General features: G+C 45.0%; 13 protein-coding genes and 1 riboswitch. Of the genes, 2 read left to right on the forward strand and 11 right to left on the reverse strand.

What is annotated here, in order from left to right:
- Position 1: 1 nt before the first annotated feature.
- A complete protein-coding gene (locus CI959_RS19745; RefSeq protein WP_057317032.1) occupies positions 2-1,210 on the reverse strand; it encodes an efflux RND transporter periplasmic adaptor subunit in 1,209 nt (402 codons plus the stop codon).
- A 78-nt stretch (positions 1,211-1,288) separates the two neighbouring features.
- Complete coding sequence (locus CI959_RS19750; RefSeq protein ID WP_011966529.1) at positions 1,289-1,693, reverse strand: DUF6769 family protein; 405 nt, start codon at positions 1,691-1,693, stop codon at positions 1,289-1,291.
- Positions 1,694-1,763: 70 nt separating this feature from the next.
- Between CI959_RS19750 and CI959_RS19755 the strand changes: the two genes are divergently transcribed.
- On the forward strand, positions 1,764-2,183 hold the full coding sequence (locus CI959_RS19755) for a hypothetical protein (protein ID WP_011966530.1): 420 nt from the start codon (positions 1,764-1,766) through the stop codon (positions 2,181-2,183).
- Positions 2,184-2,239: 56 nt separating this feature from the next.
- Here the strand turns inward: CI959_RS19755 and CI959_RS19760 are convergent, their stop codons facing one another.
- The 7 genes from CI959_RS19760 to CI959_RS19790 form a co-directional block, all read right to left on the reverse strand.
- The gene (locus CI959_RS19760; RefSeq protein ID WP_005857953.1) at positions 2,240-3,010 is read right to left on the reverse strand and encodes a sulfide-dependent adenosine diphosphate thiazole synthase; all 771 of its coding nucleotides are present in this window, start codon (positions 3,008-3,010) and stop codon (positions 2,240-2,242) included.
- A gap of 62 nt (positions 3,011-3,072) precedes the next feature.
- Positions 3,073-3,169, reverse strand: a riboswitch (TPP riboswitch).
- Between the two features lie 90 nt (positions 3,170-3,259).
- A complete protein-coding gene (locus CI959_RS19765; RefSeq protein WP_005857955.1) occupies positions 3,260-3,784 on the reverse strand; it encodes a ParB/RepB/Spo0J family partition protein in 525 nt (174 codons plus the stop codon).
- Positions 3,768-5,069 (reverse strand): DUF3440 domain-containing protein, encoded by a 1,302-nt coding sequence (locus CI959_RS19770; protein WP_005866446.1) that lies wholly within the window; start codon positions 5,067-5,069, stop codon positions 3,768-3,770. The genes CI959_RS19765 and CI959_RS19770 overlap by 17 nt, the downstream gene beginning before the upstream one ends.
- Positions 5,066-5,470 (reverse strand): hypothetical protein, encoded by a 405-nt coding sequence (locus tag CI959_RS19775; protein ID WP_005866444.1) that lies wholly within the window; start codon positions 5,468-5,470, stop codon positions 5,066-5,068. The genes CI959_RS19770 and CI959_RS19775 overlap by 4 nt, the downstream gene beginning before the upstream one ends.
- Before the next feature lie 85 nt (positions 5,471-5,555).
- Positions 5,556-6,113 carry a glycoside hydrolase family 3 C-terminal domain-containing protein gene (locus CI959_RS21690; RefSeq protein ID WP_022192398.1) on the reverse strand — a complete coding sequence of 186 codons (558 nt, stop codon included), beginning with the start codon at positions 6,111-6,113 and terminating at the stop codon, positions 5,556-5,558.
- Positions 6,110-6,718 (reverse strand): hypothetical protein, encoded by a 609-nt coding sequence (locus CI959_RS21955; protein WP_057317031.1) that lies wholly within the window; start codon positions 6,716-6,718, stop codon positions 6,110-6,112. Before CI959_RS21955 ends, CI959_RS21690 begins: the two co-directional genes overlap by 4 nt.
- Positions 6,719-6,776: 58 nt before the next feature.
- Complete coding sequence (locus CI959_RS19790; RefSeq protein WP_005866440.1) at positions 6,777-7,424, reverse strand: AAA family ATPase; 648 nt, start codon at positions 7,422-7,424, stop codon at positions 6,777-6,779.
- Between the two features lie 145 nt (positions 7,425-7,569).
- Here CI959_RS19790 and CI959_RS19795 point away from each other — a divergent pair, with 145 nt between their 5' ends.
- The gene (locus CI959_RS19795) at positions 7,570-10,110 is read left to right on the forward strand and encodes an ATP-binding protein (protein ID WP_057317030.1); all 2,541 of its coding nucleotides are present in this window, start codon (positions 7,570-7,572) and stop codon (positions 10,108-10,110) included.
- Between the two features lie 35 nt (positions 10,111-10,145).
- Here the strand turns inward: CI959_RS19795 and CI959_RS19800 are convergent, their stop codons facing one another.
- The gene (locus CI959_RS19800) at positions 10,146-12,422 is read right to left on the reverse strand and encodes a GH92 family glycosyl hydrolase (RefSeq protein ID WP_048927831.1); all 2,277 of its coding nucleotides are present in this window, start codon (positions 12,420-12,422) and stop codon (positions 10,146-10,148) included.
- Between the two features lie 118 nt (positions 12,423-12,540).
- The gene (locus CI959_RS19805; RefSeq protein ID WP_048927830.1) at positions 12,541-14,811 is read right to left on the reverse strand and encodes a GH92 family glycosyl hydrolase; all 2,271 of its coding nucleotides are present in this window, start codon (positions 14,809-14,811) and stop codon (positions 12,541-12,543) included.
- Between the last annotated feature and the right edge of the window lie 6 nt (positions 14,812-14,817).

Raw genomic sequence — 14,817 nt, forward strand, 5'->3', positions numbered from 1 at the left:
ATTAATGGCTATGGCTATGAGCCGGTATCGCGTTAGAAGCGGAAGACAACTTGATCTGGTAAGCGCCACGGGTCACGACCTCATCGCCCGGTTTCAATCCGGAAAGGATCTGTACCTCCGAGCCGTTATTCGCTCCCAGCGTCACCCATTGCTTCTTATAGCCTTCCTCATCCAGACGGATAAATACCGAATAAATGCCCTGCTCCTCGATAAGGGCGGAGACAGGCACGCTCAAGACATTCTCCATCGGCTTTGTCAACAAAAAGATCTCCACGAAAGAACCGGGGATAACCGCTCCTTTATTATCGAACTCGAAAGTCACCGGTACATAGAAAGAGTTCATATCGGAAGCCTTTCCATACGATAACAACCGTCCACGCAAATCAGACAATTTATAGAGAGCGTTATCATACGGAGTCATGAAATTAGCAGTTTGGATCATGGGAAGATCGTTGTAATACCTCTCAGACACGTCCGCACGCAATACCAAACGATTGTTTTGCGAGATCGTAGCCAAAGGCTGACCTACGGATACATAATCACCCTCTTTCACTTGGATGTTCTTCAAGTAACCGTTCAAGGGAGAGACTACAGACACGCCTTTCGCCGTCTGTTTTCCCGCTATCGCCTCATAAGCGACCTTGGCGTTCTCGTAATTCAAGCGGGCCTGCTCGAAATCCTTGGCGGATACGATCTTATCGCCTACCAAGGCTTGCATACGCTCGTATTCCTTTTTCGCCGTCTCATAAGCGAATTTAGCCTTTGCCGCCACGTCTCCATCAGAGAGGGCGTTGGAAGCGATACTCAACACGGCCTGTCCCTTGCGTACCGCCGTACCATCCACGAATGGCAAGCTACCAAACGAGATCACGCCGGGGACGGTAGCGACGATCACGGACTCCTCCCCTTGCGCCGCCATTACTCGTCCGCTCGTCTTAATCACATCCGTGAAAGGAGCGGGATTAACCGTTACAGTCTGCAAACCAACGGCCTCGGCTAAAGCCTTCTTAAAGACAATCTCGCCGGGATGGGTACCACCGGCCTCATGCTCATGCTCATGGTCATGGCCTTCGTGTTCATGTCCCTCATGATCATGATCGTGAGCCTCTAATTCATGATTATGCTCATCGTGTCCGGCTTGCGACGCATTTCCCGCACAACCGGCAAACAGGTAAGCGCACATCGCACCTACCAAATATATTTTCTTCATTGTGTAAAAAATCTTGATATCGTTAATAATAAATAGATAGGGGCAAGTCTGTCCTCACCCGCTCTCACAAACGAGGTATCAAGACATAGGAGGGGCACGAAGTCCCGAGGCACTCACTATCCAAGCGTCGTGCAGCGACTCAATGTAGGGGGCGTTCTCGTGATCAAGGAGCTGTCCGCAAAACGCCGGTTCAGGTGGATAAATGTAATCAAATAAAACGAGTAACGGCATCAGATGTATATCCACATCTCCATCCATAAAATGAGAAATATGCGTACTGAAATAGGCCAAGTTATGCCCGTCGCAACCGCAATCATGCGTATCTGTGCTTTTATCGCCATGCGCTTGCTCTGCGGTCAAGGATTGATAACAAGGCATCCCGTCCCGGTGATGATGGTGAGGGATAACCACAGAAAGCAACGCCAAGATGCCGGCCATCAGCACCACGTATTGTACAATCCTCTGTTTCATTTTCTCACGCATGGCACAAAGATAAGGATATTTTTCCGTTTTTTACATGAATGTTGTAAGTTTGCGGTAAATAAAAAGATAGATGAAGTTTGGAGTAAATAAAAAGATATTATTATATACCGCCGGTTGCGTATGGATTTTCGCCGGTATCAATATCTTACGCATCGGTATCGTCACATGGTTAAACGATACCCATTATTGGTTATTCAAGATCGGGGAAGCGACCATCGTTTTCTTGCTTTTCTTCAATTTGGTCTTTAAACGGCTTTTCTATAAACATTCCGAACGGATCTCCCGGAAAAACGGGAAACATTGCCCGTTCTCTTTCTTCGACGTGAAAGGTTGGATTATCATGATCTTCATGATCGCTTTCGGGATCACGATCCGTGCGCTCCATTTACTGCCGAATTCTTTCATTTCTGTATTCTATACGGGATTATCCACGGCGTTGATCATAACGGGATTCTTATTCTTGAGACAAGGAAAAACCGTTGGGAATTGAGAATTGAAAATTAAAGATACAACAATCAATAATTCTCAATTCTCAATTCTCAATTTTCAATTCCCAAGCTTTTCGCAGATCAACTCAGCCGCCTTCTTGCCGCTCATCAGCATGCCGCCAAAGATCGGTCCCATACGGAAGCTACCGCTTACGCCGTTAGCGGCCATACCGGAAACGAATAATCCCGGGTAGATCTCCTTCGTGTTCTCCACCGTCGTCTGCTCACCCAGCTCCACATTCAAGGAACGCTCGCCGATCACGCCTCCGGTCGGTGTATTCAATTGGATATCATTCTTACGGGCTACCACACGGGCGATCTCGCAATCATGCCCCGTACCTTCCAAGACAGCCTTTGCCATGATCGTCAACGGATCCACGTGCATCCCCTCACGGATTACCGGAGCCCAGTTCACTACCACACCGGCTACGGCATCGTTATGAAACACCACGTCCTCTACCGAATAGCAGTTAAAGATCGTAGCGCCCGCCTTCGTCGCCTGATAAATCAAAGCGGAAGTGGTATGTACCGAATCCATGATATACGTGCCGTTAGCACCCTCCTTATAACTTACGCCCAATTCCTTGATAATCGGCATAGCCTCTTCCTGCACCACGATATCGTTGAACATCATAGCGCCGCCCCACATACCTCCACCGGGAGCCAGCTTACGATCAAACAACGCCACCTTCTTACCGGCTTTCGCCAAGAAATAAGCGGCCACGATACCGGAAGGTCCCCCTCCCACGATCGCTACATCCACAGACAAGTTGCTCTTCAACTTCTCGAAGTAAGAGTCAATGATTCCACTTGAAACAATCTGTTCCATCTTAATAACTAATTAAAGTTTAAACATCAGGGAGCACATAGAGGTAACGCCCCCTTTATTTCCTAGTTCTACCTTATTTTCCCTTCGCCGGCATTACCCGGATCAGGTTCGATGGGTATAATCTCAGCCCGTATGACTCGGGCACCCCTATGTGAAAAGTCGGGGGCAAATGTACAAAAAATTAGTATATATGTACTCAACAGAGCCATAAAAGGCAAAAAACGCTCAGCCAAACAAAATGTAAAAAGTTTAGTCTTCTTCCGACCAGTCATCAGACCAACCGAATTCTTTATCCCGGAATAATTCAGCTAATCCCGAAATCTGCTTGAACCGAAGTAACTCATTTTTATCCATTCCAATATTACGCATGATCCACTTATCAGACATCCCAGATTTGACCAACTCCGTAACAATCTCCGTCATAAGTTCCAAGTTGTGCATCCCTCGAGCCCTGTTATGGCGAATGGTTGAAGCCATTCGGTTTGAAATATCTTTCTCAATCACCGTTACAGGCAACATTCCTTTCTCACGATCATAAATCCTTTGAGATTGCTTCATAACCAGATAACGATGATAACCATCTACTATCTCATATAAATCATCCTCTTCAAGATAATAACAGACGCAAGGCATCGTATAGCCATCCTCCCAAATGGAAAGTTCCAATAATCGCATTTCCGGTGGTGCCATGATATTAGGGTTATAGCTGTTGGCTACAATTTTTTCTATAGGGACAGCCCTAACACCATATGCCGGACTAACAAAGTTTCCCATGCTTATAAAAATTATATTTGTCCATTACTTCTTTTCTCATATCCCTCTCTCGTTTTGTCTGGGAAAAACCCATATACTTGCATGTATGATCGTTTTTCAAAATACAAACACACATACGTTTGTAAGTAGGGATTTCTTTAAACTCGGGTATATTGATATCATCGATATACTCCATCCGTACTGGTTTCTTATCCGTATGGTAAGCGGTACATTCTTCCACAATGATAGGAATATTAGCCGCCCGTAACTTAGCGATTGTCTCCTCACTGAGGCATCCCCCTTTTTCTCTCCAGAATTTACGGCTGACTCTTAACTTATTCAAATAGTTCTCACGAGTTTCTTCGGGTAAGGTATTTAGGAGAAAATACATATATTTCTCCCAAGAGAACCCGGCTGGGCACTTGATAGCCCTCCATCCCATAGCGGAGGTATTCCCATATATACCGGCAAAGCCAACACCGTTTACACGTCCAACCATCCGCCCCCACATGTCGGGATCGACAACTTTGTAAATGAACAGTGTGGATATCGCTTGGGATATGAATGGGCTCGCCACACGTTGCCGGGACAAAGGCACCCCTGCTTGATAATACAAATCATACAAATGATTATATGGCCAACCGAACTTTCCGTTCGCTATCCAGATATCCTGAGTTTTCCAATCATAAATAGGATATGCGTTATATATAGAATAATTCATTCTGCGAGTCCATTTATAATTAGCTAGTTTTCTGTAATTCTTATCACTATGTATGGCCCGCCACCTATTAAAACTCTCTTGGGTACGGATACCAACAAGGCAACATATACGCCGGCCCATTTTCCGTTGATACAACCAAAAAGGGAACATATTCTGAAAATCATAATCCCACATGTCCTCCTTGAAGAAGTCAAAGTCTTTCGCCCGGAGACATGAATGGGGCATCTCTCGAACCCAGATATCCCGGCACTCCTCGCTCCAAGGTCTCCAATATTGTTGAAACATAGATGTACATGTCTGGACTTTAAAAGGAACACAACAATGATAAATATCAAGGATATCGGAATTAGCGGCATAAACCTTTTCCACATATTCGGTCGTCTGGCTGTATTGAACCTCATAATCCATATGAAATACACCTAGTTTTCGTCCCGGAGCGTATCTACGAATATAATCTACACACAAATTCAACAGTACACCACTATCCTTTCCGCCGGAAAAAGAGACGTATACGTAATCGAAATAATCAAAAATGATCTTCAATCTTTTCTCTGTCGCCTCGTACACATCCATTCTTCGCATCATGACTCTACCTCCGGTAAATAATGCATTTTATCATAATTTTTCCACTCAACACATGTCTGGAACTTTTTTTGTGAGAACACTTTTACATGACGTTTATGCACAACAGCCATAAGTGAAGCTTGAGATGAAAAATCCTTTATGACTTCTTCAAGAAGTTCACTCAATACCGAAGGATCGTCACCACTCACGAAATAATTGTCTATAGAGTAATAGATATGTCCTTTTTTTACAGGCATAAAACCAACAACAGCCGTTTCATGAAAGGCTATATACCAAACGTGGCTACGAGATGTTTTAAAAGGGTAATTGTTATTTTGTCGCAAAATGGCTGGATTCATGACCAAAGGTGCGACAAGTTCATATAACAATTTGTCCGTTCCCTGCAATGTCATAATTTTCATGGTCTGCACTTAATAATATTACCATGCAAATTTAGGCATTATATATAGATACCGTAACCACAAAAACACAAAAATGTAATTTACCCTATTTATATTTAGTCACTCGCTCATCATCGATAACGCCTTTCCAATTCATACCAAAAGCGAAATCATACAGATGGCCCTCGCTGTCCGTATAGCATTTCATATCCCGGGGAACATCCTCGAATTGCTCCTCCACGATACGCATATCTGCCGGCATCTGCAAAGGCAACAAAGCGGAAGGCTCGGCTTTTCCACTGATGATATCCAAGACCGCTTGGTTTTGTACACCGAAGTTCACCAGAATGGCATCCGCCGAACCCTCGAACTCGGACATAATCGTGGGCTTATCCATCTCCAAAGATACGATTACAGGCTTACCTTTCATTTTAGCCTTTGTCTCCAAAACAGAAAGCATATCCTGCTTATTAGCTGTTTTCACGGACTTACCTTTATAAGAACGGTTCGTGAAATTCTCAAACGGATCTCCCCCCGCCAAACTTGGATTACGGGCATAGGTAGCTGTATAATCATTATACTGTAAACTGATAGGCATATAACCGTTTCCTCCTTTCTCACGATCGGATTTATCATACCCCGTACCACTGTTCGGGCTCGTCATAAAGACGATGGCGAAATCCGCCTCATCGGGATTATCAACGACCGTAAGATACCGTGACCGATGCCCTCCACTAAAGCTTGCACATTATTATTCCAGCGAGCCGCCACTTCTGGGCTTTGTACTCTCGTAACCAATACATGACGAACATTATCCTCGGTGAGGAATTTACGCTGCGCATCGGAAAGATCGGATGGCTGGGCTCCACTCTCATCAAAAGATTTGCCATTGTAGGTAGAAGCTCCAAACCCTTTCGAGGCACCGGGGATAGATTGATGGGCGCTATAAAGCATCAATCCGGCGATCTCCTCTGTAGATAACTGCCCGGCCAAATCAACGGCACGTTCCTCGGGGGTAAGACGCCAATCCTCATACGGATCAAGCAACCCGTTCCGATTCAGATCTTTGAAGGCATATCCGTCAACGGCAAGAAGTCTCACCCCCGAATTGGCCGAATATCCTAATACAGCTCCTTCTTGCTGGGTAACGATACGGATAGAATCTTTCTCTACCTCCGTCCACTTCGTGCCCGAACAAGCACAGGTGGAAACTAACAAGGCGCCCAACATACCATAGGTCAGCCGAACAGTAATAAAAGGTTTTCGCATACTTTCTTAGTTTTAATAGGTCAATCTCTATTCAATAATGGTTTCTCAAGAATACGATTTATCCGAAATGAGGCGGACGCTTATTCAATCTGCGCTCGATAAAGCTTTTCATAAATTCCACGGTCTCGTCGATCCCTAATACGGATACATCGATCGAGAAATTATAAGAAGAGGCCATTCCCCATGTCTTATTCGTATAATAATTATAGTAAGCCGCACGGGATTTATCAGTCTTCTCCATCATGTTCTTCGCCTCTTCCACTGTCACACCATGCCTTTCCACGGTCTTTTGGACCCGGCTCTCCACTGAACTATGGATAAAGAAGCTCAAACAAGCCGGATCATCCCGGAGGATATAATCAGCGCAACGCCCTACCAAAACACACGACTCAGTCTCCGCCAATTTACGGATAGCGTCACTCTGTATCTTAAAAAGACCGTCATTAGACAAAATATCATTATAAGGCGTAAACATCCCTCCCATAAAAGAAGAGTACCCCATCGTAAAAGCGTACGATAAACCACTGGAGGCACGTTCGTCCGCCTTCTCGAAAACATCCTCGCATAATCCACTCTCACGGGCCGCCACGGTAATCAGTTCCTTATCATAGTAACCGATACCCAACTCCTTCGCCAAACGTTGTCCGATCTCGCGGCCACCGCTTCCGAACTGGCGGCCTATCGTCAATATGATTTTATTATCCATAGATTTCAAGTTTAATTCAACTATTTACAAACGTACAAAATTATTTTTAAAGCCACGATAATAATATAATAAACACTAAAACAAAAAATAATCAAAGTTTATACTTACATTTGTTTTCGAATAAATTTAGTACACTCAATTTATCATGAATAACATTCATTCCAATACAACATTTCTTAATGAGGCTATAGACAAGAAGACCGATGTAGAAGATGAAAAGACCGACTTGATTTTGGCCAATATGATTGATTTGCGAAAAACGATGTCGGATGTATTGTCACTTCTTCTTGGAGCCAAAGAAAACTCGGTTATTGACCAAGCGCTATTCCGCATCTTACAATTTTTCGATGTGGATCGGGTGTATATCGGAACATTTGACGAACAAACTCATACTGTTGACTTTACGAATGAAGTTACTTGTGATGGCATTATCTCTATGCGAGAGGATTTACTGCGTCAACTCCCGCAAGACGAGATTCCTTGGTGGTACGATAGTATCAAAAAGGGCATGGATATCGTTATTCATGATGTCTCTAAAATGCCGGAAGAGGCGAAGAGTGAGCAGCATCTTCTGATTTTGCAAGAGGTTTCATCCTTATTAGTCATCCCTATTTTCAAGCAAGGCAAACCATCCGGATTTATCGGCTTTGATTCTGTAAAAAAGAAACGGAACTGGAGTGCCTTAGATATAGAGAACTTACATATGTTGGCTGATATCCTTTCCATAGCCATTGAAAGAGGGGAAGTCCAAGGATTAGTAGAACATACGGCTATGCAAGTCATGAAAAGCGAGACGAAGTTTAAGATCATTTTTGACAAGATGCCTTGGGGCGCCGAACTTTATGATGAGAATGGAGTGTTGGTAGATATCAACCAAGCGGATCTCGATATTTTTGGTGTTACCCGTGAGCAGGCCGTGGGACTGAATATGTTCGAGAATCCTAATATCCCGAAATATGTAAACCAAAGCCTCAAAAACGGAAAAGATATATTCTTTCCTCTTAATTATGATTTCAAGGTTGCTTCTCAAAACGGCTATTACGATAGTCATCATGATTCTAAAACAAAGCATCTGTTGGTAAAAGGAGTCACATTAAAAGACTCTCTTGATAATATATTCGGCTATATTTATATTGTATTCGACGATACCGAGAATCACATCAAGCGGGAACAAATCGAAAATAGCCTAGCCCGGCTAAAAGTATCAGTAGATACCGGGGATTCCATTCTTTGGGAATACGATGTAGAGAATGATAAATTGACCGTAGATTTTGGCCTCAATGAAGACATTAATAATAATGAGGGGCTAAAAGCGATTCATGATTACAACTTCAAGAATCAAGAAGACTATAAATCCTCAATCCATCCGGATGATTTTGACCGGGTATATAATAAACAGTTCAAACCTCTCCTGCAAGGGAAGATCAATAACTTCGTAGCGGCCTACAGGCGTATCCTCAATGGCAAAACATTCTGGTTCAACTCCAATGTACGCTCCTATAAATTCAACGACGACGGAACGCCTAACAGGATCGTAAGCTATACCTCCAACATAACCCAGCAACGGGAAAAGGAGATCGAGCTAATCAAGGTAAAGGAAGCTGATAAATTGAAGTCCGCATTCTTGGCGAATATGAGTCATGAGATACGCACGCCGCTGAACGCTATCGTCGGGTTCTCAAATATAATCGCCGAGATTGATGATGAGGTAGAGCGTCAATCTTATTTAGATATCATTCATAAAAACAATGATTTGCTACTGCAACTGATCGATGATATCCTTGATTTCTCTAAAATCGAGGCGGGAACCATGGATTATCATTTCGAGGAAGTGGACATCAAGGATATATGTGGCGAAATCGCATTGGCAGACTCTATAAAGATGCCTTCAGACGTGGTTCTTATCTTTGATCTCGGCTCCCCATCCGTAATCGTTAAAACCGATGAGCGGAGGGTTATGCAAGTGATATCTAATTTCGTGAATAACGCTATCAAATTTACCACAAAAGGAAGTATCACGATTTATTATGAGATAGAAGGGGATTTTATCCGAGTCTGCGTGAAAGATACAGGTATCGGTATCTCCGCGGAAAACCAAAGACGTATATTCGAGCGATTCATCAAGGTAGATACTTTCCAGCAAGGTACGGGATTGGGATTAACCATCAGCCGAACCATTATCGAGGCATTAGGAGGTAAAATCGGCGTAGACTCTGAAGAAGGGGTGGGTTCCACTTTTTGGTTCACTCTGCCTTTGGACACAAAACGGACTGATATTGAGCTTTCACCGGATATCCCCGTCCAATCCGAAGAAACGCCCCGTTCAGATAGGCATCATTCCATCTTAATCGCCGAGGACGTTTATGAGAATTATTTCCTTTTGGAAACCTTGTTTGGCAAGCAATACCAACTTTATCATGCGCTAAACGGGCAAGAGGCTATCGATATGTTCGAGACATATCATCCGGACCTAATCCTGATGGACATAAAAATGCCGGTTATGGACGGATTCGAAGCGACTCGCAGAATCCGCACCTTATCCAAGACCATTCCGATCATAGCGCTCACGGCATTCGCTTTCGAAAGGGAAAAGGAGATCGCCAAACAATGTGAATTCACGGATTATGTAGTGAAGCCCATTGATATAAAAGAACTAAAGAAATTAATCGTTAAGGTATTGGCATAAAAAAGCGTGTTGCGACAATCGCAACACGCTTTTTTTTACTTAGGCATCGGAGCGGCAGAAGGAGGAGGCGTTCCCAATCCCCATTCCTTATTCGCTTTCGGCCCCATCTCTAACTCTAACAAACCACCAGCGGCGATATCGCTATGATTGAACCAAGGCTGGTTCAAGGTTACGCCGTTCAACTTAGCGGATTGTACGTATTTATTCTCATCGGATGCGTTATTCGCACGGATCTCGAACGTATTGCCGTTACCCATATCCACTTTCACGTCGGTAAACATCGGGCTACCGATATTATAGGTAGGAGAACCCGGAGTCACCGGATAGAATCCCATCTGGCTGAAAACAACGAAAGCGGACATACCACCACCGTCCTCATCGCCCGGCACACCCATCAAATCATTGCGGAACCATTGATTCAATAAGGTACGAATACGTTTCTGGGTCATCCAAGGCTTACCCGCATAATTATACAAGTACGGGATATGCAAGCTCGGCTCATTCGCCATAGAGAACATACCTACGTTACCCGTATGATCCGGAAGCGTGGAATAGAATTGCCATTTAGACATACCCAGCGGCGTATTGAACATGGAATCCAAGGCAGAGGTAAACGCCTCATTGCCTCCGATCAAAGAGATCAAGTCACCGATATTATGCTGTACGTCCCAACGATAAATATATCCGTTATTCTCATCGTAATAATCACGGGCACCTAGACCGCCATCATAACGGTAATCCAATGGATAGATAAACTTGCTATCCTTATCTTTCGGATGGAAGAAACCTGTCTCCGGATTAAATACGTTCCGGTAATTGTAAGAGCGACGCAAATAATAATCCGCCTCGTCTTTCTTTCCCAATTCTTGAGCGATCTGGGACAAGCACCATTCATCATACGAAGTACCTAAAGTCACGGCGATCGGCTGACGTTTTTCCCAAATGGATACGTTAGGCACCGTCTCTTTCTCTCCCGGTCTCAATGCGGGAATATAGCCATGTTCCTTGTAGAAATCATCCAACCAACCGGCGGGAGCGGCAGACCACGGGATCAAGGTCTTTTCCTCGATACCTTTCTTACAAGCGATATAGGCTTTTTCCAGCTCAAACCCACGCAAGCCCTTGCGGTAAGCGTCGATCACGGTAGCGACAGCATGGTTTGAGTTCATACGGCGTGTATCTCCTGTCACCTCCGGGAAGGTAGGCATCCAATCGGTACCCATCTGCTCCGCCATCAGGAGATAAGAGTTGATGATATCGTTCTCACGCTCATTATCGATCAAGACACGCAGGGGATGTGTAGCACGGTAGGTATCCCAAATCCAGTCGTCCGTATAGAAAGACCGTCCGCCATCCTCATGGATCTTTCCGTCGAAAGCACTGTAATAATGTCCGTCCTCGCTCAAGTTTATCGGGCGTTCGTAGCAACGATATAAAGAGGTATAGAATACGGTCTTCTCATCCTTGGTACCGCCTTGTACTTGTATTTTACCTAAAGCGTCGTTCCAATCGTTGCGGGCGATCTTCGCTACCACATCCACGTCGTAAGCGGCGATCTCACGCTCCAGATTCTTCTTCGCCTGTTCCTCGCTGATAAAAGAGATACCGTAGCGAACGCCAAGTTTCTTCACGTCCTCCCCGAAGGAAAGGGCGATAGCGGCATTGATACCTTCCACGGAAGTCTCGTTATAGTTGACACTGCCGTTCGACAATACCCCCGCTTTCACAGGCTTCTGGTTCGTCTCGGCATATAAAAAGACTTTCGTTTTCTTATCTATATATTGATAACCGCTTACGGCGTTACCATTTACTTGTAGCTGTCCGTTACGGCTGTTAAATACCAGATAAGCCGGTCCCTCTTTCTCGAAAGTGAGCGAATATACGGCACTTTGATGGGATGGGGCGAAGTCCACGTTGATTTCCTCATTATCCAGATATACCTGATAACGGTACGGCAAAATCTTCTCCCGGTCATAGCTATAAGCGATCACGGGTCGCAAGCCGGATTCGTCACCTTGATAAGGGCATAAATTGAACGCAGAACGCTCACGATGGTTTGTCACGATAATAGGCAAACCGCCCAGACGGTCACCCGTGAAGTCCGCACGCTCCGGATATACACGTAGCATACTGTTCGGCAAATGCACGGTCGGGAAAGTAGGCACCAATAAATGGCTGATGTTTCCCATATAAGGATTCACGTAATCCACCGGGTCCATCGCAGAAGGAGAAGTCCCTCCGCCACCGGCACATGACACCCACAGGAAAACGGAAGCCAAAAGGGCCATCGAAGTTTTAAGCTTTGTCTTCATTTTGTCGATTATTAATTCGTTAATTATTCTTTGCTCCTCAGCCGGGTACTTTCCCGGCAATCCGTGAGACGTTGTCTCATGGGTAACAGAGCAAACCGCTCACTGGTAAGGGAGCTATTTACTCAGCCGTCTTCGGACGATTTTCCGGGGCAGCTCCGAACTCCTTATTCGGCGTGTTGCCCATCACAAAGGTAAGATTCCCTCCCTTCACGATATCATCATACAGAATATAAGAATTGTTATAAGGTTTACCATTTAGCAACACGGATTGGATATATACATTCTCCTTGCTGTTGTTCTGGGCTACGACCTCGAAAGTCTTACCCTCCGGCAAATGAACGGAAGCCTTATCAAATAACGGGCTACCGAACACGAACACGCCATTGGAAGGATTTACTTGGTAAAATCCCAAGGCAGACATGATATGCCAAGCGGACATCTGGCCACAATCCTCGTTTCCGATGATGCCCTCCGGCTGGTCGGTATAGAACACATCTTGGATGTAACGAACTTTCTCGGCTGTCTTCCATTGCTCGCCGGCGTATGGATAAAGGTAAGTGACATGATGGCTCGGCTCATTTCCATGGGCGTACATGCCGATCAAGCCACTGATATCCGGAGAGGCGTTCTCTCCTAACTCACCTTCCACCAAGAACAAAGAATCCAGTTTCGAGATAAACGGAGCGTCGCCACCCATCAACTCGATCAAGCCTTCCGGATGCTGGGGCACGAAGAATGTATAATGCCAACCATTTCCCTCACAGAAATCGCCTACGCTATGTATGGACTGGATCGGATCGTACGGCGTACGCCAGCTGCCATCATTCATTTTCGGACGGATAAAGTTGATATCCTTATCGAAATACTGCGTATAATATTTACCACGTTTCAAGTAATTCTGGTAATCCTCCGTCTTGCCCATTTTCTTCGCCATCAAGGCGATACCCCAATCATCGGCTGCGTATTCCATCGCGATAGAAGTAGCCTCACGTACCTTATCACAAGGGATATAGCCTTTTTCCAACACGTACGGCACCCCGTTTTGCTTCTCATAGACAGAGGAAGCAACCATATAACGATACGCACGGTCGGCGTCAAAGCCGGTAAAACCTTTCAGATAGGCATCCGCGATAATAGGCACAGCGCTATATCCCGGCATTTGATCCGTCTCACCACCAATCAACGGCCAGATCGGTAATTTCTCTTGCTGGTCGTAAATGCTTAACATCGAGTTCACCAAATCCGACACATATTGAGGCTTGATAATCGTGAACAACGGATGCAAGGTACGATACGTATCCCATAGAGAGAAAGTGGAATAGTTCTTCCAAGTATTGTTCGTATACACCTTATCGTCATGGCCACGGAAATCGCCATTCGCGTCGCAATACAACGTCGGAGCGATAAACGCATGGTACATGGCGGTATAGAAAACCTTCTTGGCACGCTCATCTTTCGTATCGATGGAGATACAAGATAATTGATCATTCCATTTATCGATAGCCTCGTTACGAACCTCGTCGAAATCCCAATGAGAAAGCTCCGCACGTAAGTTAGCCAAGGCATTCTCGCAACTTACGGAAGAGATAGCGACCTTTACCAAGGCGGTCGGGGCATCTCCCTTAAAGGTAATCACTCCCTTTACGGACTCGCCTGTCAACTCATCATTACCCGCGGCCTCATCATCGTTGAATACAGCCAAAGACTCGATCGGCTGATCACATTTCAACGTAAAGAATACTTTGTGACGTGGGCTCCAACCTTTGGAAAAACGGTACCCCTCGATCGTGTACTCATCAATCTTCTTCAAATAAGTGTCATACGCTTTATCACCGATACCCTCCTTCAAGTTGATCAAGAGGCGATGCTCGCTTCCCGACGGATACGTATAACGATGTAAGGCTACACGCTCGGTCGCCGTCAACTCCGCTTTTACGCCATTATCCATCAGCAAAGAGTAATATCCCGGAGCTACGGCTTCGTTGGCATGTTTATAATAGGAAGAAGCGGCTCCCTCCATATTATCTTGCTCGCCACGGGCGGTACGTACCTCGCCCGTATAAGGCATCAGAAGGATATCCCCCAGATCAGAACATCCGGTTCCGCTCAAATGCGTATGACTAAATCCGATAATGATACTATCGGAGTAATGGTAACCGGAACACCAGTCCCATCCCTTAAAAATATTCTGAGGACCTACTTGAACAGCTCCAAATGGAACGTTTGCCCCGACAAATACGTGTCCGTGTTCTCCCGATCCGATATAAGGATCTACATATGCGGTAAAGTCTGTCTTGTTTTCCGTCTTCTCCGGTGTAGCACAGGAGTATGCGAAAAATGTCAGGCATATCGCTATGCCTGACATTAATGGTTTGTGAATGAAATTCATCTTAAT

The sequence above is a fragment of the Parabacteroides sp. AT13 genome, from assembly GCF_002272965.1.
GTDB lineage: Bacteria > Bacteroidota > Bacteroidia > Bacteroidales > Tannerellaceae > Parabacteroides > Parabacteroides distasonis.

What these genes read in the sequence shown, in the direction of transcription:
- CI959_RS19745 (WP_057317032.1), bottom strand. Translation starts at nt 1,210, where the DNA reads ATGAAGAAAATATATTTGGTAGGTGCGATGTGCGCTTACCTGTTTGCC.
- CI959_RS19750 (WP_011966529.1), bottom strand. Translation starts at nt 1,693, where the DNA reads ATGCGTGAGAAAATGAAACAGAGGATTGTACAATACGTGGTGCTGATG.
- CI959_RS19755 (WP_011966530.1), top strand. Translation starts at nt 1,764, where the DNA reads ATGAAGTTTGGAGTAAATAAAAAGATATTATTATATACCGCCGGTTGC.
- CI959_RS19760 (WP_005857953.1), bottom strand. Translation starts at nt 3,010, where the DNA reads ATGGAACAGATTGTTTCAAGTGGAATCATTGACTCTTACTTCGAGAAG.
- CI959_RS19765 (WP_005857955.1), bottom strand. Translation starts at nt 3,784, where the DNA reads ATGGGAAACTTTGTTAGTCCGGCATATGGTGTTAGGGCTGTCCCTATA.
- CI959_RS19770 (WP_005866446.1), bottom strand. Translation starts at nt 5,069, where the DNA reads ATGATGCGAAGAATGGATGTGTACGAGGCGACAGAGAAAAGATTGAAG.
- CI959_RS19775 (WP_005866444.1), bottom strand. Translation starts at nt 5,470, where the DNA reads ATGAAAATTATGACATTGCAGGGAACGGACAAATTGTTATATGAACTT.
- CI959_RS21690 (WP_022192398.1), bottom strand. Translation starts at nt 6,113, where the DNA reads ATGACGAGCCCGAACAGTGGTACGGGGTATGATAAATCCGATCGTGAG.
- CI959_RS21955 (WP_057317031.1), bottom strand. Translation starts at nt 6,718, where the DNA reads ATGCGAAAACCTTTTATTACTGTTCGGCTGACCTATGGTATGTTGGGC.
- CI959_RS19790 (WP_005866440.1), bottom strand. Translation starts at nt 7,424, where the DNA reads ATGGATAATAAAATCATATTGACGATAGGCCGCCAGTTCGGAAGCGGT.
- CI959_RS19795 (WP_057317030.1), top strand. Translation starts at nt 7,570, where the DNA reads ATGAATAACATTCATTCCAATACAACATTTCTTAATGAGGCTATAGAC.
- CI959_RS19800 (WP_048927831.1), bottom strand. Translation starts at nt 12,422, where the DNA reads ATGAAGACAAAGCTTAAAACTTCGATGGCCCTTTTGGCTTCCGTTTTC.
- CI959_RS19805 (WP_048927830.1), bottom strand. Translation starts at nt 14,811, where the DNA reads ATGAATTTCATTCACAAACCATTAATGTCAGGCATAGCGATATGCCTG.